This window comes from Pelagicoccus sp. SDUM812003, assembly GCF_031127815.1.
Classification (GTDB): domain Bacteria; phylum Verrucomicrobiota; class Verrucomicrobiia; order Opitutales; family Opitutaceae; genus Pelagicoccus.
This window is the reverse complement of sequence record NZ_JARXHY010000003.1, coordinates 25767-44197: the sequence shown is the minus strand read 5'-3', so window position 1 is coordinate 44197 and position 18431 is coordinate 25767. Positions and strand designations below refer to the sequence as shown.

At 57.8% G+C, this 18431-nt stretch carries 16 protein-coding genes; 8 read left to right on the top strand and 8 right to left on the bottom strand.

Annotated features, from left to right (window positions below; genetic code table 11):
- Genes QEH54_RS04625 through QEH54_RS04615 form a run of 3 tightly spaced genes read left to right on the top strand, consistent with a single transcriptional unit; the run spans window position 1 to window position 2332 of the window.
- Window positions 1–411 (top strand): response regulator, encoded by a 411-nt coding sequence (locus QEH54_RS04625; protein WP_309017463.1) that lies wholly within the window; start codon window positions 1–3, stop codon window positions 409–411.
- 24 nt (window positions 412–435) lie between these two features.
- Window positions 436–615 (top strand): hypothetical protein, encoded by a 180-nt coding sequence (locus QEH54_RS04620; RefSeq protein ID WP_309017462.1) that lies wholly within the window; start codon window positions 436–438, stop codon window positions 613–615.
- 4 nt (window positions 616–619) lie between these two features.
- Window positions 620–2332, top strand: a complete 1713-nt coding sequence (locus tag QEH54_RS04615) for a GspE/PulE family protein (RefSeq protein WP_309017461.1) — start codon at window positions 620–622, stop codon at window positions 2330–2332.
- Window positions 2333–2369: 37 nt separating this feature from the next.
- Here QEH54_RS04615 and QEH54_RS04610 read toward each other — a convergent pair whose 3' ends face one another.
- The 4 genes from QEH54_RS04610 to QEH54_RS04595 form a co-directional block, all read right to left on the bottom strand.
- Window positions 2370–3302: a metallophosphoesterase gene (locus QEH54_RS04610; protein WP_309017460.1), complete on the bottom strand. Its 933-nt coding sequence runs from the start codon at window positions 3300–3302 to the stop codon at window positions 2370–2372.
- Window positions 3303–3315: 13 nt separating this feature from the next.
- On the bottom strand, window positions 3316–4368 hold the full coding sequence (locus QEH54_RS04605) for an alkaline phosphatase D family protein (protein ID WP_309017459.1): 1053 nt from the start codon (window positions 4366–4368) through the stop codon (window positions 3316–3318).
- A gap of 64 nt (window positions 4369–4432) precedes the next feature.
- Window positions 4433–6766: a TonB-dependent receptor gene (locus QEH54_RS04600; RefSeq protein ID WP_309017458.1), complete on the bottom strand. Its 2334-nt coding sequence runs from the start codon at window positions 6764–6766 to the stop codon at window positions 4433–4435.
- A gap of 199 nt (window positions 6767–6965) precedes the next feature.
- Complete coding sequence (locus tag QEH54_RS04595) at window positions 6966–7694, bottom strand: RsmE family RNA methyltransferase (RefSeq protein ID WP_309017457.1); 729 nt, start codon at window positions 7692–7694, stop codon at window positions 6966–6968.
- A 100-nt stretch (window positions 7695–7794) separates the two neighbouring features.
- Here QEH54_RS04595 and QEH54_RS04590 point away from each other — a divergent pair, with 100 nt between their 5' ends.
- The 5 genes from QEH54_RS04590 to QEH54_RS04570 all read left to right on the top strand — a co-directional run bounded on the left by QEH54_RS04590 (window position 7795) and on the right by QEH54_RS04570 (window position 14044).
- Window positions 7795–8949, top strand: a complete 1155-nt coding sequence (locus QEH54_RS04590) for a DUF6340 family protein (protein WP_309017456.1) — start codon at window positions 7795–7797, stop codon at window positions 8947–8949.
- 70 nt (window positions 8950–9019) lie between these two features.
- The gene (locus tag QEH54_RS04585; protein WP_309017455.1) at window positions 9020–10420 is read left to right on the top strand and encodes an ABC transporter substrate-binding protein; all 1401 of its coding nucleotides are present in this window, start codon (window positions 9020–9022) and stop codon (window positions 10418–10420) included.
- Window positions 10421–10460: 40 nt separating this feature from the next.
- A complete protein-coding gene (locus tag QEH54_RS04580) occupies window positions 10461–11390 on the top strand; it encodes a sugar ABC transporter permease (protein WP_309017454.1) in 930 nt (309 codons plus the stop codon).
- Between the two features lie 58 nt (window positions 11391–11448).
- On the top strand, window positions 11449–12288 hold the full coding sequence (locus tag QEH54_RS04575; protein ID WP_309017453.1) for a carbohydrate ABC transporter permease: 840 nt from the start codon (window positions 11449–11451) through the stop codon (window positions 12286–12288).
- Window positions 12289–12313: 25 nt separating this feature from the next.
- Window positions 12314–14044 carry a glycosyl hydrolase family 28-related protein gene (locus QEH54_RS04570; protein ID WP_309017452.1) on the top strand — a complete coding sequence of 577 codons (1731 nt, stop codon included), beginning with the start codon at window positions 12314–12316 and terminating at the stop codon, window positions 14042–14044.
- A 75-nt stretch (window positions 14045–14119) separates the two neighbouring features.
- Here the strand turns inward: QEH54_RS04570 and QEH54_RS04565 are convergent, their stop codons facing one another.
- The 4 genes from QEH54_RS04565 to QEH54_RS04550 all read right to left on the bottom strand — a co-directional run bounded on the left by QEH54_RS04565 (window position 14120) and on the right by QEH54_RS04550 (window position 18303).
- Window positions 14120–14881, bottom strand: coding sequence for a class I SAM-dependent methyltransferase (locus tag QEH54_RS04565; protein ID WP_309017451.1), 762 nt, complete (start codon window positions 14879–14881; stop codon window positions 14120–14122).
- Between the two features lie 4 nt (window positions 14882–14885).
- Window positions 14886–16814, bottom strand: coding sequence for a TRAP transporter large permease subunit (locus QEH54_RS04560; protein ID WP_309017450.1), 1929 nt, complete (start codon window positions 16812–16814; stop codon window positions 14886–14888).
- Between the two features lie 105 nt (window positions 16815–16919).
- Entirely contained in the window at window positions 16920–17711 is a 792-nt protein-coding gene (gene fetB / locus QEH54_RS04555) for an iron export ABC transporter permease subunit FetB (protein ID WP_309017449.1), read from the bottom strand.
- Complete coding sequence (locus tag QEH54_RS04550) at window positions 17704–18303, bottom strand: ATP-binding cassette domain-containing protein (RefSeq protein WP_309017448.1); 600 nt, start codon at window positions 18301–18303, stop codon at window positions 17704–17706. Before QEH54_RS04550 ends, fetB begins: the two co-directional genes overlap by 8 nt.
- Window positions 18304–18431 lie beyond the last annotated feature (128 nt).

Sequence of the window (18431 nt, the reverse complement as noted above, 5' to 3'; positions counted from 1 at the left end):
ATGACACCGGAAAAACCAAACGTACCAAATACACGCTTCTCCCACATGTCGGCCCTCATCGCCGACGACGAAGCGCATATGAGGACCTTTCTGAAACTGATGCTGATGGATATCGGCATCGAAAAGATCTACCTCATGCAAAACGGCATGGACGCGGTGGAAGCCTACAAGGAGTACGCCCCGGACGTCGTGCTCATGGATATCAACATGAACAAGATGAACGGCATCGACGCCCTGGGTCACATCCGAGAGATCGATCCAAAAGCCAAAGTCATCATGATGACCGCGGTGTCAGCCCGCGACGTGGTGGAGGAATCGCGCAACCAAGGCGCCACCCACTACATCCTCAAAACGCAGGATCCGGAGAAGATTCGCGAGCTCATCATCAAGACGCTCTCGGTCAGCGTCTAGACCCGACCACACCAAGAAAGCGATATGAACGACGAACCGAACACGCCCGCCAAGAAAACGTTCGAGAGCCTCGCAGATTGCGTGGTGCGCTACGATATGGGGAAACTGCTCGACGAGGCCCGCGCCGAATTCGAAACCGTCGTCACCAATCGCGAGCTGATCGACCAGGACAACATCTCCGAGCTCTTCAACGAGGGGAACTAAAGCCATGCGCGAAATCGATTCTCCGAAATTCATCGAACTGGTTGAAGCCTCAAAGCTCATCGAGCCTTCCACCCTAAACGCTCTCGTAAACCGCTTCAACAAGGACCACAGCGGCCTTCTCTTGGAAGTGGTCGAAAAAGGCTACCTGAAGCGCAACTTCGCTGGCGAGCTCTGGGCCCGAGCCCTAGGTGTCACTTTCGTCGATCCGCTCTCCATCGAAATCACCTGCAAGGATTCGGACCGGATCCCCATCGAGATGGCTCGCCGCCTCAAGGCCATCGGCTTGTACAAGTTCGATGGATACATGACTATCGCAATGGAGGATCCGACCAACCACAAGTTGATCGAATCCCTCGAGCGCTACCTGCAGTGCCGCGTCAGTCCCGTCTTCGCCCACCCGGAAGACATCTCCCACGCCATCGATCTTCACTATCAGACCAACATCTCCTTCGACGATGCCTTGAAGACCTTAGAAGCCTTCACCGCAGGCGAGGCGATGGCGAAAAAGGACAGCGCCGAGTTGCTGGAAATGGTCAAGTCCAGCTCCATGGTCGAACTCTCGAACCACGTGCTCTACTCGGCCTTTCGCCAGCGAGCCAGCGACATCCATATCGAAGCTCACAAGAATCACGGCATCATACGACTACGCGTCGACGGACACCTGCGAGACCTCATCGAACTCCCCAAGGAGATACACCAAGCCCTGCTGGTTCGCATCAAGTTTCTCAGCGAGCTCGACATTTCGGATACGCGCCTTCCCCAGGATGGACGATTCTCTATCAACATCGCATCGTTCAGCCAAAACTTTCGCGTATCCACTTGCCCAGGACTGCACGGAGAAAAAGCCGTAATCCGAATCCTTGGCCAAGCGGGAAAAAAAGGCCTCCCCAGCTTCGACGAACTCTACTTCTCGAAGCCGAACATGAAGCGCTTCCGCAACGTGGTCGCCAAACCGAACGGCATCTTCATCGTCACCGGTCCGACAGGATCGGGTAAGACTACAACCCTGTATTCAGCTCTCGACTACCTAAACGATCGCAATCGCAATATTATGACCATCGAGAACCCGGTCGAATACCAGCTTCCAGGGGTCAACCATTTCGAGGTCAAGCACGGCATCGGGCTCAACTTCGCCAGCATTCTTCGAGCAGCGCTCAGACAGGACCCGGACATCATACTCGTCGGCGAAATTCGAGACCACGAAACCGCCAAGATCGCCACCGAAGCCGCTCTGACAGGTCACATGGTGCTCACCACCCTGCACACCAACAACGCCACCCAAGCCATTCTCCGACTAGTGGAGATCGGCGTGGATCCCTACATGGTGGCGCCTGCGATCAACGGAGTGATGTCCCAGAGACTTGTATCCAAAATTTGCGATCACTGCAAAGAGGCCTATCAGCCAAAGCCGGAAGTGCTCGAACAGTACTTTCTGGAGGACACCATCAGAAAACACGCATTCTTCCGCGGCAAAGGCTGTACGAGCTGCCACCAAACCGGCTTCAGCGGACGCATCGCGGTGCATGAAATCGTAGAAGTCTCGGAGGAGATGCGGGAGATGATCACCAATCGAGCCCCCCTTCACGAGCTGCAGGCAGCTGCCAATCGCGTCGGCTTCCGTTCCCTGCGCGAAGACGCGCTGAAAAAGGCCCTGCTCGGTCTCACCACGCTCGACGAAGTCGAACGCGTCACCGTTCCGGAGTACCAGCAGAACTAGCCGACCCCAGCGCGCATTCTGACGTCTTCGATGCCGCCTAGGCCAGGTAGGGCACGTATTGGCTTCGCACGCTTCCGTCCTCGTACAGATCGACGATGACATAAGCGGGCGGAAATTCCTGGTAGTTGCCGTCCCACCAACCGCCGCTGACGGCGCCGTTGCAAAGATAGGTCACGCCGAGGTACTTCACTTCGTCAGCGAGATGGATGTGGCCGCTCAATCCCACCTTCACGTTCGGATGACGCGCGAACAGGTCTTTTATTCGACGCGCGTCGATGTGCATCCACGGACCAGGGACCACCCAATCGGAAGACGTTTCGTTCTCTCCGTCGAAGAACGGACAGAAGCTGATGATCGGAATGTGCGAGAGCACGCAAACGGGTTTGTTTGCATCGAACCGCTCCAGCGTGTCCTGCAACCAAGCGAATTGCTCTTCATCCAATCGAGCCGTGTATCCACGTTCCGAATTCAAATCCACGTGAGCGCTATCTAGCGCCACAAACTGCCAATCCTTTTTCTCAAATGCGTAGTATCGCCTGTCGAGTCCGAGCTCTTCCATGGCCCAGCGTTTTCCGTAGTCGCCTCGACGAGCCCGGTCCTTAAGAGCCCAGCCCCAAACGTCATGATTTCCTATGGCGGAATACATAGGCAGCTCCCGCTCGTTCTTCAAGACGCCTTGCCACTCGCTCCATTGAGCCGCCACCTCCGCCTTCTCATGTTTCAAGGCATCCATGATGCAGTCACCGCCATTGAAGATGAAGTCAGGACGGTCAGACAGGGACTGAGCGTGCTGAAACGCCTTCGCCATCCCTTCGGCAGCTCCCTTGCCTGGCATCACGTGAATATCCGTCAGGTGCGCGATGCGCAAAGAACGTCGCGGTTTCACCACGTCCGCCCTGGCGCTGGCATTGCCCACCAGCAGTCCGCCAGTGGCCAGAGCCGTGTTTCGGAAAAAGTTACGTCTGTTCATTTCACAATGCTGCTTAAAACTTCAGGTCGGACAGAACAATTGTATTCTGCATTTCGATACGTCCATTCACATTCTTTACCGACAAAGTCACCTGCGGCTGCGGAGCGTTCCACGAGATTTCGATCAAGCCATAGTTCGCTTTGCTGTAGGGACGCCCGATGCGGTTCTTGTTTGGACTCACGTCCGACCATTCCTCGGTCAATCCACTGGAGGTCAACTCCCACAAGGGGTAGCCGGTTTTCAAATCCAGCCGGCTAAACTCCGCCCAATGCGTGTCGCCGCTGATCAGGAACGTACCATGGGCTCGCGCCTTCTCGATCAGCGCGAACAGCCGTTGACGTTCCTTGGGAAAATTCGCCCAAGCCTCCCACCCCGTGAAGTCCGAAAGAACCTGGATGCTCGAGCCAATGATCCGAATGTCCGCCGGCTTCTCCAACTGGGCTTCCAACCACCGCCACTGGGCCTCGCCCATGATCCGGGCCGAATCATCCTCTTGCGGTAGGTAAGGCCCCATCTTCGCAGGGCGACATTTCTTTCGATAGGTTTCCGCGTCGACCGCAGCCAGAGGCGTTCGGTCCCAGCGCAAGTCTAAAAGAATCAGCTGAACGCTACGCCCGGGCTCTCCCCAAAGATAGGAAGTGTAGATCCCACCTTCCTGCGTCCAGCGAGGACTGCTCTCCTCCTCTCGAAAGAAAGTCAAAAACGCCTCGCGCGACTCGCGCTTCAAGGGATACTCCCGCCCTGCATCGTTCATCCCATAGTCGTGGTCATCCCAAGTCGCCACCACCTCGGCCTCATTCCTCAATCGCTTGAATCCGCCTACGTCACCAAACTCTCGATACTTTTCCCTCAATACCTCGACCTCCGTCGTGTCCCCGTAGATATTGTCACCGAGCAAGACAAACACCTCCGGATCGTCATTGAGAATCGACTCCCAAATGGGCTGCCGCTTGCTGGATTCGGCGCAGGATCCAAACGCGATGCGCGTAATCGGCTCGCCCCAGGCAGCTTGGGTCAACGAAGCCCCGACGCAGACGGCTACCAGAAAAGAAGAAAGAGAGTTCATTTCGGTTGAGAGAATCAGAAAACGGCGCCTGGACCACTCGAAGCCCAGACGCCGAAACTCAGAACTAGAATTCCAATCCAAACGTCATCGACACGTTGCGGGGAGCGCCGATGAAGTAGGCGCCGGCGCTGACTCGGGCGTCTCCATCAGGAGTAGCAAGGTAGCGGGCGTCGAAAGCGTTGTAAACCCTAAGCTCTGCTCGAAGCGCCTTGACGAAACCGTCATCGGTATCGAAAGCTCGGCGATAGCCGAAGGTCATGTCCACCTTGGTGTAGGCTTCCATCTGCTCGCTGTTGTCCAACGTGCCTTGACGATCACCCGTCCACTTCGCTGCAAGACTTGCGTAGTAGCCGGCTTCGGATCGGTAGAACAGACTCGCGGTCAAGAGCTCGCTCACCGAGCCGACTACCTCGTTGCCCGCGACGACTCCGTTTTCCGGAACGGTCTTCGTGTATTCGGAATCGTTATACGTAGCGCTTACGTAACCAGAGAACGCGGAATTGAACTGATAGTTCGCCGCCAGCTCCAAGCCCTTCGACTCGATACCGCCCACGTTGACGAATCCGCCACCGGTCCCGATGTCGTAGTCGATCTCCGTCAAGTCGTCATCGCCCGGGTCCACAAAAGAGATCTTGTTGTCGAACTCGATCATGTAGGTGGAAGCCGTGAACGACAATCGATCGCGTGTGTAGCGGTATCCCAAGTCGATGCTGTCGCTCTGTTCCGGAGCGAGGCTAGGGCTCGCGTCGCGCAGCAAAACGTTGTCGTTGATAGCGCTGAAGTTTTCGGTGTAATTCGCGAAGAGCTGCCCGGCGTGGTCTCCCAGGTCATAGAGCAAGCCCACGCTTGGCAGCAGGTCGGAGTCGCTATCGAGGGAGCCAAGAGATTCGCTGGCGATGTTGTCGTATCCAGAAAGTTCTACATAGTATTGCTTCAGTCCGATCTGCGCCGTGACGCTGCCCCACTCGATGGTGTCTTGCACGTAGAGCATTGTGGTGTCCGTGTCGAAGGTCTGGTCGAAATCGGTCCAGTAGGGGCGATAGTCATACTCCATGCCGACCGACGCATCGAGAATCTTGTGCCAGTCTCGGCCCGAATCGCGCTCCTGCTGCTCGTACCAAAATCCGACATCCAAGGTGTTCCCCTCGGTCTTCAGCGTATAGTTCGCCCGCGCGCCGATGCGGCTGTTGCCGTAGTGCGACGTACGGAACGACGACGCAGGCACCGCTCCGGCTTGCACCGCCTCTGGATAGGTCTCGATGTCGAAGGGATTCGCGAGCGGGTTTCCGTCCTCATCCAAAGGGAGGATGTCATTTCCCGCTGCATCGTAGAAGAAAACGCGAGCCTCGGTGGCTGCGAGCTGGGCGATGGAGGTCGGGTTTCCTTCTTCATCCCAACCGCGCCGCTGATAAGGCGGGATCCAGTGCCCCTCGCCGCTTTGCGAGTGAAAATACGGTTGCAGCATCAAGGTGCCATTGTCGCCTAAAGGCATGTCGAGCTTCAAGCCGCCGAGCGTGTTTTCGCGCACCGTCGACCAGCCTTCGACGAAATACTGGTCCGGATTTGGCATCCCGGTCCATTCTCCGGTCAAGTAGTCCCAGTTCGGATTGGCCGCGAACTGTTCCAAGGTGACGCCATTGTAGTTGTCCTCGTGAATGTCGTCATAGGAGAGCCGTGCCTCAACATTCACCTGTCCCCATTTACTCACTACCTTGGAATCCACGTGCAACCGGTCCGCCAGGCCATTCTCTCCCTCGGAGGTCCAACGATTGTGGAAGGAGTCGGAGAGGCTGATGAACGCTCGCGTATTCTCGCCTATCTCGCCCGTGTTGTAGCGGAGGAAATAGCGACGCATGTTGTTGTCCCCAGTCGAGTACTGGACCGACACGCTTTCCTCGTAGCCCGGGTCGATCATCATGTACTGGATGGTCCCGCCGAGCGCTGTGGTCGAAGCCGAAGCGATGTCGCCCGCGCCTTGGGAAACCACCACGCTGCCGATGTTTTCCGAGTCGATGAAGCGGTTTGGCTTGGCCCCGCCTCCGTAGTTGGTGTTGCCGTTCGGCAAGCCATCGATGGTGTAGCCGAGCTGGCTGGAGTTTCGATCCGTCTGGAATCCACGGATACTGACTGATGTTGACCAGTCGTCTCCTCCATACGCGTCGCCCTCCTGAACCACCACGCCCGGCAATCGGTCGATGTGATCCAAGGCGCTCGTCATGGGCGAGGCCAGTTCCAGCTGCTCCAGGCTGAGCACTGCGTTCGATTGCGTAGTGGATTGAGAGAAGACAAAGACCTCCTCGAGCTCAGTGACGTCTGAGATGCTTTGATTGTCGCTCTGGGCCAGCAGCGGTCCAGCCGATATCAACGCCGCGGGTATCAGTAGTGCGGTAGTTTTCATTTCCTAGTCAGTTGTAGTTGATGTCTGCATACGCGTCCGGGAAAGACGTTTAACCCATAGCGCAACGACATGCTCTCAACCGGCCAGGCCCAGGCCTGTCAACGCGATGAAAACCGCTTTACCAAATCGTTTTCCTCCCGTAACGAAACGCCACGTGGCGTTTCAGATCCGTGTCCGATTCGTAACGGTAGCGCACGATTCAGCCGAGCGGCAACTCCATCAACTCCCGGGCCACTCCCACCGCAGCCACCACCGCGGTTTCCGTGCGGAGCACGCGCTTTCCCATGTCGACCAGCTGCCAGCCTCGCTCGCGCAGGAGCTGGCGCTCCGGTCCAGTCCAGCCCCGCTCCGACCCGACCGCAAGGGCGATAGCCTCGCAGTCCCCTACCGCCAAGCCGAGCCGCGTCATCGCCTCATAGTTGTCGAGCGCCAACAGGCGCTCGTCGGAACAGCCGAAGGCGCCTAGGGCCTCCTCCAAGGGCATCCCCCAGGACACCACAGGCAGACGGGTGGTGAAGGCCTGGGCAGCGCCTGCCAGGGCATGCCGACGCCACTCGCCCGTGGTCCACAATCGCGACTGAGCGTAGGACGGCTCGCCACGCTCCGTCACCACAAATCGAATACTGCGAACTCCCAAGGAAGTCGCTTCGTTGAGGATCTTGCGCATGGTTTGAGGGCGACTCAATCCCACCACCAAATCGATCGGCAGCAGTTTTGGCTCCTCGATCTCCAAATCGAAGCGCAGCGACATGGAAACGCTCCCGTACTCCAACACCGTGGCCTTCCCCCTTTTGCCATGAATCTGCCCCGCATCGAAGCTCTCCCCGACATCGCGTCGCAGCACCTTCTTCACATGCTCGACCCGATCGTCGTTGTTTGGCAAATACCCCGCCTCGATTTCGCCTTCTTCGAACAAGACAATATTCATCCTTCGCATCCTCGCAAACTCCTCCCACTCGTCAAGGGACGAAGCCACTCCAAGCAAGCTTGTCCTTTTCAAATCAGTCTCGATGCACTAGCGTCGCAACATGTTACCCCCACTCCCCTTGCGAAGCCTGGCGGCGATCGCGCTGGTGTGCCTCCTGACAAGCTGCGCCAGCCACCACGCCACCTATCGGATCAGCAAACCGGCCACGGACGAGCTGCCATTCGCGGGAGAACGCATACTTCTTATCGACCGCCACTGGACCCACTATCAAGACGAGGCCGATCGGACGCTGGTCGGTTCGTTCATCGTCAAAAACACCCCTCTCATCAAACAGCTTCACAAGCGGCACAGCAGGTCGCAGGAGCAATCCATCCGAACGGCCTTGGCCTCGCTCCTGAGCGTTTCCCTCGCCATCGATTTCGTCACCATCTTCGAGGAGTTCGGGAAATATGAGGTCATGCTCATGACCAGCCCTCCCGCCATCTCCAAACCGGAAAACACCGCTTTTGGAGAGCTGCCTCCCCCGCTTGCCGCCTCCGAAGTGGGAGCGCTCGCGGCGCAGCATTCGGCCGACATCCTGCTCGCCTTGGAAAGCGTCGAAGTGGTGGTGGGCGAGCACGAAGAGAAACGCATCGTCGAAGAGAAATCCAAGAACGACGAGGTCAAGAAGAAGACCTACTACGACGGCTGGCTCCGTCTCACCTGCACTGTGGTCTTCCGTGTCTACGACCCGCTGTCCGGGCTTTGGGTCGACTTCAAGACGACCTCCTCGCAGTCAAAGGAGGAGTGGAGCGACTATGGAAGCTCCATCAGCAGCCGCAGGATTGCGGCCATGCGCGACGCCCTGCTCGAACGGTCGCTCGAGACGGCCATCAACGATTTCGCCCGCTCCCTCACCCCGCACACCATCTCCGTATCACGCAAGATCCTTGTCGACTCCAGCAGCCGCCATAAGGAGCAACTTGAAGAGGCCGCCGAACGCTTCGCCAGTTCCGCCTACTGGAAAGACGCCGTCGAGATCTGGCAGAGCCTGCTCCCGCTCGAGCAACCTGGCTTCCTAAAGGCCAAGATCCTCTACAACCTCTCGCTGGCCGCGGAGCGGGAGCAGGACCTCGACCAGGCTCTCATTCTAGCGGAAAAAGCCGTTGCCGAAAGCGATCAGGGAATCATCCGAAGGAACCGCGACCGCCTTGCCCGCAGAGTGGACGAACAGCTCCTTTTCGAATCCCAGATTCCACCTGGTCAAGAATTCTAGTCCCCGCTGACGCGAATCCCTTTCCCGCTCAGTTCTTGCTTTGCTCAAGCGCTGCGAGCGTTTATCAACAATGCCACGCCTAGCATCTCAGAATCAAACCTCACCCGTATCCGTGCTCTTTCGTGGTCTAAAAACACCGCTTCTCCTCTTCGCATGCGCCCTCGCGCCACTCGTCGCTTGCTCGCGTATCGACAAAGAAACGACAGAGGACGGGCGAGTCATCGTCACCCTTTGGACCAGCTGGACGGGGACCGAGCGCGCTGGCATCGACGCGGTCGTTGACGACTTCAACACTTCGCAGGACTCGCTCTTCATCCGCTGCCTCAATATCACCGACCCCAATACCAAGATCATGCTGGCCACCGCGGGCGGAAATCCGCCGGACATCGCCATCATGAGCAACCAGTACATTCCCGCCTACGCGGAAAACAACGCCCTCACCCCGCTTGACCACTTTTGCGAAGAAGCCGACATCGGCCCCGAGCGCTATGTCAAAACCTTCTGGGAAACCGCTACCTACCGCGACCATATCTGGGCTCTTCCCCTCACCTGCTCCGTCACCACGCTCCACTACAACAAAGCGATCTTTCGGGAACTCGGTCTCGACCCGGAGCATCCCCCGCAAACAATCGAGGAGTTGGAACGTATCAACGACATCATTACGCAGCATCGCGACGATGGATCGATCGAACGCATCGGCCACTTTCCACTGGAGCCCGGATGGTGGAGGCCGGAGTGGAGCAACTGGTTCGGCCAAGGCTCCTTCGACGGCGAGGATGAGATGCTCTTCCTCGAGCAAGGTTGGCTGCGAGCCGGCGACTGGCTGGCATCCTACCACGAACGCTTCGGTTCGGAAGAGCTGATCAAGCTCCGCTCCGGCTTCGGACGTTTCAGCTCGCCTCAAAATCCCTTTTTCGCAGGCAAGGTCGCCATGGTGCTGCAGGGCATCTGGATGAATCGCTTCGTGGAAACCTTTGCGTCCGAAGATTTCGAATACGGATGCGCTCCCTTCCCCGCAGCGGAAGACACGGATCGCCCCTACTTCGCCATTGCCGACGCCGACCTGATCGTCATCCCCAAAGGAGCCAAGCGAGCTCGGGAAGCTTTCGCCTTCATCAAATACCTCAGCGCTGTCGCCCCTCTCGAAAAGCTCGCGCTCGCTCACGGGAAGATGACATCACTCAAGGAGGTGTCTCCAAATTTCTATGACAAACACCCGAATCCGCACTTGAACGTTTTTCTGGACGTCGCGAACTCCGGTCACGCCAAACCGAGACCCCAACTCGCGCACTTCCAAAACTACTTCACCGAAACCAACGAGGCCGTCAACAGCATCACCTACGGATTGAAGACGCCTCACGAAGCGCTATCGCTCCTCCAATACAAGCAGCAACGGGCCCTAGACAAGAAGCTGCTTCGCTGGCGTCGCGTAGAAGACGCCTACCAGAAGCTGTGGCGACAATCCCCGTGAGCCGACACCGCCTTTCCAAACAGCACCTCCCCTTTCCACAGTGACTCGTACCGAAAAACAGAATACGCTCAAGGGGCTACTTTTCATCAGCCCATGGATCCTTGGTTTCCTCGCCTTCTCCCTCTATCCATTGGTGGCGACGATCTACTTTTCCTTCACCGACTATTCCGTGCTCGCCCCTCCCGTACCCATAGGGGCGGAAAACTACCAAGAGCTCGCCGGTGATCTGAGCTTTCGTAAGGCAGTTTTCAATACAGTGTTCTTCGCTGCGTTGAGTGTACCGATCAACACCGCGATCGCCTGCTTTCTCGCCATCCTGCTCAACTTCAACGTCGTGGGGAAAAGCGTCTTCCGCACCGCTTTCTTCCTGCCTTCGCTCGTCCCAATGGTCTGCCTAGGCATCATCTGGCGATGGCTGCTCAATGGAGAGGTCGGCCTGGTGAACCAGTTCCTTTCCCCTTTCGCCGATTTCGCAAACGCGGTCCTCGGTACGAGCTTCAATACCCCTGCATGGCTGGAGGATCCTCAGTTTACGAAACTCGGACTGGTGGTGGCTTCCGTCTGGGGGCTTGGCCATGCCATGGTTATCTTCCTTGCTGGTCTCCAAGAAGCGCCCGTGGAGCTCTATGAGGCGGCCGAACTGGATGGAGCGGGGTTCTGGACCAAGCTCCGCCATGTCACGCTCCCGATGGTCTCGCCCTACATTCTGTTCAATATGATCATGGGCTTCATCGCCTCCTTCCAGGTCTTCGCGGTGCCCTTCGTCATGATGGACGGAGTCAATGAACCACCCGGCGGGCCTGGCGGCTCCATGCTTTTCGCCGCCACCTACATCTATCTCAAAGCCTTCCAGGATTGGGAAATGGGCTACGCTTGCGCCATGGCCCTGATCTTTTTCCTCCTTATCGTAAGCCTCACCCTAACCCTCATGAAACTCTCCGAGCGCCGCGTACACTACCTTGGGAAGTAGAAAAGTGAATACGAACTGCGCTTCCTAGTTCTCCGTTCCTACATCATCACTCATAGCCGTGCCCACGCATCAGCTCAGTCTATTCGGAAGGCTCATCCTCTACGCCCTTCTTATCCTTTTCGCCATCCAATTCGCGGCCCCCTTCGCCTGGATGCTATCGACCGCCTTCAAGCCGCTGGAAGAAACCATGGCCCTTCCTCCAGTCTGGATTCCTTCGGAGTGGAAATGGGAAAACTTTCCCGAAGCCATCGACTCCATGGGCCGTTTCTGGCGCTACGCCGGCAACACGCTTTTCGTAGCTCTCATGTCGGTAGTCGGATCCGTGCTTTCCAGCGCCCTTGCAGCCTACGGATTCTCGCGTATCGAATGGCGTGGCAGAGACCAGGTTTTCTACCTTTGCATCGCCACCATGATGATCCCCTTTCCTGTCATCATGGTACCGACCTACGCCCTTTTCCGGGAACTGGATTGGATTGACACCTTCAAAGCGCTCTACGTGCCTTTCTTTCTTGGAAACGCGTTCAACATCTTTCTTTTAAGACAGTTTTTCCTCGGTATCCCGAAATCAATTACGGAAGCGGCTCGCATCGACGGCTGCAGCGAACTGAGGATCTTCTTCCAAATCATTCTGCCGCTGAGCAAGTCCGCTCTCCTGGTGATCGCTCTCTTCACTTTCATGCACTGCTGGAACGATTTCTTCGCTCCCTTCATTTTCATCAACAGCCAGGAAAACTACACCTTGGCCCTCGGCCTCCAGGCGTTCCAGTCCCGCTCTGGGGGCACCGAATGGCACTACCTCATGGCCGCCTCCACACTGGTCATCCTGCCCCTGATCGTTCTTTTCTTCTTCACACAGAAAACCTTCATCCAAGGCATCACCACCACCGGAGGAAAATAGCCCGAAGCAAACGACCTCACAACCCATGCCCTTCCTTCCCTATCGCGTATTACCCTTGCTAGTCGCCGGCATCCTCGCCCATTCGCTCCCGGCCCAAAACGCCTGGCGATCATCGCTCTACCCTGAGGACTGGGTCGCTCCGCACCAGGCCGACAATCCCCCATCATTCATCCACGATCTCTTTCTGCAGGACTTCTCCTACGCCGGCTATCGTCAAGGCGAACAGCCGATTCCCCAACCTGAATGGAAGGTGTTCGACGCGGTGGAGGCCTTCGCTGCCGATCCCACGGGGGAGACGGACTCGACGGCAGCCATCCAGATGGCCATAGACGCGGCTTCGCAAAAGGGAGGTGGCATCGTTTTTCTGCAGCAAGGGAGCTATAGGCTTTCGCTGCCCCCGAACGCCGACGCCTGTCTTAGCATTCATGCCTCCAACGTCATTCTGCGCGGGGCCGGGACAGAACGTACCTTTCTTTTCAATACAACCACTGCAATGAGGAACGCGGAAATCATCCGCGTTCGTCCACCGGACTGGGGATCCTGGACGAGCGAGACCTCCCAGGAGGTTCTTCTCGCTGCCGATGCTCTAGGTCCCACCAGGACCATTGCGCTCGAGCAGACCGAAGGGTTTTCCGTAGGCGATTGGATCGTCGTCCACAACCCAGCCACTAACGCCTTCGTAAAGGAGCTCAACATGGCCATCGGAGCCGACGGCGTCTCCTGGCTCGACCAGGCGGATTCCTTGGGCGGCCCACGCATTTTGCGTCGTATCGTAGCGATTGATACAGACAACAAAGCGATAACCCTCGATATCCCTACTCGCTGGGCGCTCAATACTCGCGACGGAGCCCGAGTCTACCGCACCGCCTCCCATCTTTCGGAGGTCGGGCTGGAACAGTTCTCCATAGGAAACCACCGCGTTCCCGGTAGCGAATGGGGCGAAACCGACTATACCGATCCCTCCAAACCCGCCTATCATGCACACGATTCCTTCGCTATCGAAATGAGAGGCGTCGTAAACGGATGGATACAAGACATACGCTCCTTCAACCCGAAAAACGACAATGGAGCCCACCTCCTCTCAAACGGCGTAAAGCTGGAATGGTCCCGCAACATCACCCTCCAACGCCTGCATCTCTCCCACGCCCAATACGGAGGGGGTGGCGGAAACGGATACATGATCCGGCTCAACTCGGCAAACGAATGCCTAGTGGCCGATTCCGAGGTCGGACATTGCCGACACGGCATCGTCATGTGGCGCATGGAGAATTCGGGCAACGTCATCACGCGCTGCTACGATCACAACAGCGGTATCCAGATCGCGGACACATCGCCTCAGCCAACCGCCGGCATCGGCAGCGACCACCATGGCGTTTTCTCCCACTCGAACCTTTTCGACAGCAATCGGGTAGAACGAGCCTACCTCGAGGCCGCCTATCGGGGAGACTGGGGAGGCAACCCGGACCATGGCATGACCTCCAGCCAAACCCTTTTCTGGAACACCAGAGGCGACGCCTACCACGAGAAAGCCGACTACATCGTGCACAGCCAGCAGTTCGGCCACGGATACATCATCGGCACCAGCGGCAATGCCTCGGCGATCAGACTGACTGAGAAACGTCCCGGCTCCGCCGAACGCACCGCGCCTGTCGATTTCTCCGAGGGCATCGACCGCGGCGAATCGTTGATCCCCCAGTCGATTTATCAAGACCAGCTCCAGCGCAGGACAGGCGTAGAGGCTCCTGCCTCGAACTAGGAATCGGGTTGACGATATATCCTCGAAACGCCCATCCAGGCCAAGCCCATGCGCGAAACACATCACCCCAAGGGTTCAAGCTTTCTGAAAATACAGAAAGACGCCGCGGGTATCCTGGTGATTCGTCGCCTCGGAATAAATGCGTGAGATTCCGTGATCACAGAGCAGATCGAAAACTTCCCCCAGATCATACGCAGTCATCAGCATTGGCGGCTCCCGCTCGCTCCCGGCTCCCCTCACCGCCCGCCGCAATCGAGCAACCAATCGGCGCACGAATCTCCGGGCCCGCATGCCCCGAGAGAACCGTCGTGTATTCCTGTCGTACAATCTTGAATACGTAACTTGGATCGCCCCAATACCTCCCGACTTCAAATGACCGAGGAGCCGATTCAGGATCCGCATCCCCCGATCCTTGGGGATGTGCTGCAACACGATAAAGGAATGGATAAAGTCGAACTCACCCGCCAGCCCCGACAAATGGTCGTCCCCCTTGACTAGCGACACGTTGCCTAAGCCGCGCGCCTGGCAGTTTCTCCGCGCTTCCTCGAGCATCGCTGAAGAGACGTCTATCCCAACCGCCGTCTCCACCTCACGCCCCATCGGTATCAGCACCCGACCGGTGCCGCAGCCGAAGTCCACCGCGGAAGCTGGCTCGAACTCCGCATCCAAATAATGGCGACACTTCGCAAGCACCTCCCGCAAATGCGATTCCCCAGAATCGAAAAACGCCTTCTTCGATTGATCGGTCAGGTTCGCCGAGCGATAGGAATCATTGGTCAGCACAGCGTAATAGGGATCCAGCTCACCCCACTTCTCCCAGTGCGCGTCTGTATCCATTTCCTTATTCTCCCAGCACCACGCTTGGCAGCCAAGTAGTGAGGGCCGGCCAATAGGTGATGGCCAGCACTCCGATGACAAATACCACGAGCATCGGCATCGCTGCGCGTATCACCATGCTCATAGGCTTCTCGAAACGATAGCTGGCAAGAAACAAGTTCATGCCGATCGGCGGAGTGATGTATCCAAGCTGCAAGTTCGCCAGGAAAACGATGCCAAGGTGCACCGGATCGATGCCGAACGCCGCCCCGAGCGGTACGATCAAGGGCACGATCACGATGATGGCGGAAAAGATATCCATCAAGCAGCCCACGATGATCAGAAACACGTTGAGCAACAGAAGAAACACCAAGGGATTGTCGATGTTGGCCGTTGCCCACTCCACGACCTGAGTCGGCACCATCGCGGTGACCAGATAGTTGGTGAATCCCATCGCAACTCCGAGGATCAGCAAGACGCCTCCTACCAGCAAGCCGCACTCCGCCATCACGCCCGGTAGCTCCTTCACGATGGACACTTTTCGTATCCATTTCGCTTCGACAAGATAGAGGCACATGGCGTAGAAAGCGGAAACCGAAGCCGCTTCGACCGGTGTAGCATAGCCACTGAACAACGCGAACAGGGCCACTATCGGAAGCAGCATCTCGCCAAGGGCCGCCAGGGCAGCCCGACCCAATTCTCGAATCCACGACGTGAAATCCCACGGGGCCTCGCCTTGGATCGCTTCCCTTTTCGGCTGTCGTATAACGCCGTATCCAATCGTCAACACAAGCAGCAGCAAGCCCGGGAGCAAACCGCCAAGAAAGATCTGCTCGAGCGAAATGCTCACGCGAGCAGTAGACGCCACCACACTGTACAAGATCAAGGGGAGACAGGGAGGGAAAAGCACCCCAAGCGAACCGGCTCCCGTCAGCAGCCCGATGCTTCGTCGGTCGTCGTAGCCCGCCGCGGTCAACACTGGCATGAGCAAGCCACCCAAGGCCAAGATCGTCACCCCGCTAGCCCCGGTGAAAACGGTGAAGAAGGTGCAGACCAGCACCGTCACAATAGCCGGACCTCCCCGCACTCTGCCAAACACAGCGTTGATCAAACGTATCAAACGCTGCGACGACTGGCCCTGGGCCAGCAGGTAGCCGGCTAGAGTGAAGAGCGGCAAGGTGACCAGCATGGGGCTCTTCACCAGATCGTAGAGGTTGAGAGCCAAGATCGGGCCCACTTCCTCCGGCCAATAGCCGCCCCAACCCCAGAACAAGACCAGAGCCGATCCCCCAAGCGTCACAAATATCGGAGCGCCCAGCACCGTCGCGACCAGAACAAGTATCAGCAACGGCCATACAAAGCCTTCCACCTCGTCAAACTCGTAGAAGCCAAACGCGAACAGGCCCGCCGAAACCACGATCGGGATCAAACGCAGCCACCACCGATCGCCTGACTTCCAAATCAAGCGAACGGTGAGCATGAAAAACCCAAAGGGCAAAATCAGCTTCGCCCACCAGAGAGGAAATCCCGGAAAGAGCTCCGCCTCGTAGTCAGCGAAGTCGTTTCTCACAAACCTCCAGCTGCCCGCGCAAAGACTAGCCGACACGAATACCGCGATGGAGCTGCTCGCGTTCTTGGCCGCGGCCGCGTATCTAGGTTTCAAATACGCAGTGAAGGTGGAGAGAGAGAGAAGCCTCGACTCCCGCGCCGCGATGACGCCGCCGATCATAGCGACAAAAAGAACGAGGTGCTGCTGGATCGACGAACTGCCAGATATCCCGGAGTCGAACTGACGCAGCACGATCTCCATCAGGGGCAGCAGCATCATGCCCCCAAGGGCCAACGCGATAGACCAGTCCTCCCCCTTCTTGAACCATCGCCATGCGCGGTCCCACCACGGGATGGATTGTCCATCTGATTCCTTGCCAAGATTCTCGTCCGACACGCCCCTCATGCAACGCGCAAGCTCCCAGGAAGCAAGGGGAAACAAAGCGCTCGCCTCGCGCGAAGCCCTGCTCGCTGGCGTCCCCTGAGCCCAGCGGCGAACCCCTACCCCCTCCTACCGCAAGCGATCCAGGCGCAAGCGATCCCGCTCGTCAAAGAGCTGCCCCTTGAGCAGCTTGATCGCCACCGTCATGCCAAAGCCGCAGCCTCCCGCGATCATCAACCAGATCACGATCTGGTACTCGACTGCCTCTACCGGAGACGCGCCCGCCAGAATCTGTCCCGTCATCATGCCAGGCAGCGACACGATGCCAGCGGTGGACATCGAGTTTATCACCGGCGTCATTCCAGAACGGATACAATCCCTCGCATAGCCGCCGATCGCCTCCGAAGGAGCTTGCCCCAAGGCAAGACGTTGCTCGATCACGTTGCGATTGGTGAAAATGGAATCGGTGAGCCTATCCATGCCTAAACTGATGGCGTTCATGGTGTTGCTAATGATCATGCCGAGTATGGGGATGGCGTATTGAGGCGTGTACCAAGGCTCCGGCCGCACCACCACCGCCAAGCCGAAAAGCGAAATGGCGAACGAGGAAACAAAAAGGGTCGAAGCCCCCAGCCGCCAGCTGCGCCAGCCGCTAAGGCGGCGCTTCTGTCGAGCGAGGATTTCTCTGGAGGCAACCGTCAGCATCACCAGAGCCATGGCCGCCACCATCCACCATTGCCCGGATTCGAAGAGGTAACGCAGGACATAGCCGATCAAAGCGAGCTGGACCATCATGCGCCCCCCGGCAATCAAGAGGCTGCGAGAGAGCCCAAGTCGCATGGCGTAAAACAGCGCCGCCAAGGAAACCAGGATCAGGGCGGCGAGGGCCAAGTCTCCATAGGAAAGATCGATGCTAGCCACGCCCCACCTCCTGCACGCTCTTGTTCGCCATCAGAAAACTGCGATTGCCGATTCGTCGGGCCTGCCCTTCGTCATGCGTCACCCAAAGGGCGCAACCGTTGGTTCTCTCGACGTATCCAAGCAGCAAGGACTCCACCGACCGGGCCGTTCGCTCGTCGAGGTTGGAAGTCGGTTCATCCAACAACAAAGCCCGAGGGCCGCGATCCAGCAGGCGCAGAATGCCCAGGCGCTGTCGTTCGCCCATCGACAAACGAGAAACCTCCCAGCTCAGGCATTCCTCCGACAAGCCCAGCTCAGCGAGGACCTGGTTCTCCGGCCGATTCAGGTAGTGATCTTCGACGCGATCCTCCCACCAAAGCGTCTCCGCCGGCAAATAGCCTACGCGACGCCTCCATTGGCCCGGCTCGACCTCGCCGCTCTCCTCGTCGTCCAGCCAGACTTTGCCCTGGCGCGGGATCAAGTCCGCCACCGCCCGCAGCAGCAGCGATTTTCCAGAACCGCTTCCGCCCATCAGGCAAGCCACCTCTCCGGACGAAATCGCCAGAGAAATCGCCCTCCAATCCAAAAACCTCAATCCGTCTAGCCTCAACATCGCTTGCTGGGCCAAACGCTAGCCGAGTCAGACCCAAATACCATCTCGAAAACGGCCCTTCGATCCCCGCCGCTAGGCATCGAGCGGCGTTCGAGGACGCAGCGTTGCATTGCAATGGCGTCAAACCG

What these genes read in the sequence shown, in the direction of transcription:
- QEH54_RS04625 (WP_309017463.1), top strand. Translation starts at nt 1, where the DNA reads ATGACACCGGAAAAACCAAACGTACCAAATACACGCTTCTCCCACATG.
- QEH54_RS04620 (WP_309017462.1), top strand. Translation starts at nt 436, where the DNA reads ATGAACGACGAACCGAACACGCCCGCCAAGAAAACGTTCGAGAGCCTC.
- QEH54_RS04615 (WP_309017461.1), top strand. Translation starts at nt 620, where the DNA reads ATGCGCGAAATCGATTCTCCGAAATTCATCGAACTGGTTGAAGCCTCA.
- QEH54_RS04610 (WP_309017460.1), bottom strand. Translation starts at nt 3,302, where the DNA reads ATGAACAGACGTAACTTTTTCCGAAACACGGCTCTGGCCACTGGCGGA.
- QEH54_RS04605 (WP_309017459.1), bottom strand. Translation starts at nt 4,368, where the DNA reads ATGAACTCTCTTTCTTCTTTTCTGGTAGCCGTCTGCGTCGGGGCTTCG.
- QEH54_RS04600 (WP_309017458.1), bottom strand. Translation starts at nt 6,766, where the DNA reads ATGAAAACTACCGCACTACTGATACCCGCGGCGTTGATATCGGCTGGA.
- QEH54_RS04595 (WP_309017457.1), bottom strand. Translation starts at nt 7,694, where the DNA reads ATGAATATTGTCTTGTTCGAAGAAGGCGAAATCGAGGCGGGGTATTTG.
- QEH54_RS04590 (WP_309017456.1), top strand. Translation starts at nt 7,795, where the DNA reads ATGTTACCCCCACTCCCCTTGCGAAGCCTGGCGGCGATCGCGCTGGTG.
- QEH54_RS04585 (WP_309017455.1), top strand. Translation starts at nt 9,020, where the DNA reads ATGCCACGCCTAGCATCTCAGAATCAAACCTCACCCGTATCCGTGCTC.
- QEH54_RS04570 (WP_309017452.1), top strand. Translation starts at nt 12,314, where the DNA reads ATGCCCTTCCTTCCCTATCGCGTATTACCCTTGCTAGTCGCCGGCATC.
- QEH54_RS04565 (WP_309017451.1), bottom strand. Translation starts at nt 14,881, where the DNA reads ATGGATACAGACGCGCACTGGGAGAAGTGGGGTGAGCTGGATCCCTAT.
- QEH54_RS04560 (WP_309017450.1), bottom strand. Translation starts at nt 16,814, where the DNA reads ATGAGGGGCGTGTCGGACGAGAATCTTGGCAAGGAATCAGATGGACAA.
- QEH54_RS04550 (WP_309017448.1), bottom strand. Translation starts at nt 18,303, where the DNA reads ATGTTGAGGCTAGACGGATTGAGGTTTTTGGATTGGAGGGCGATTTCT.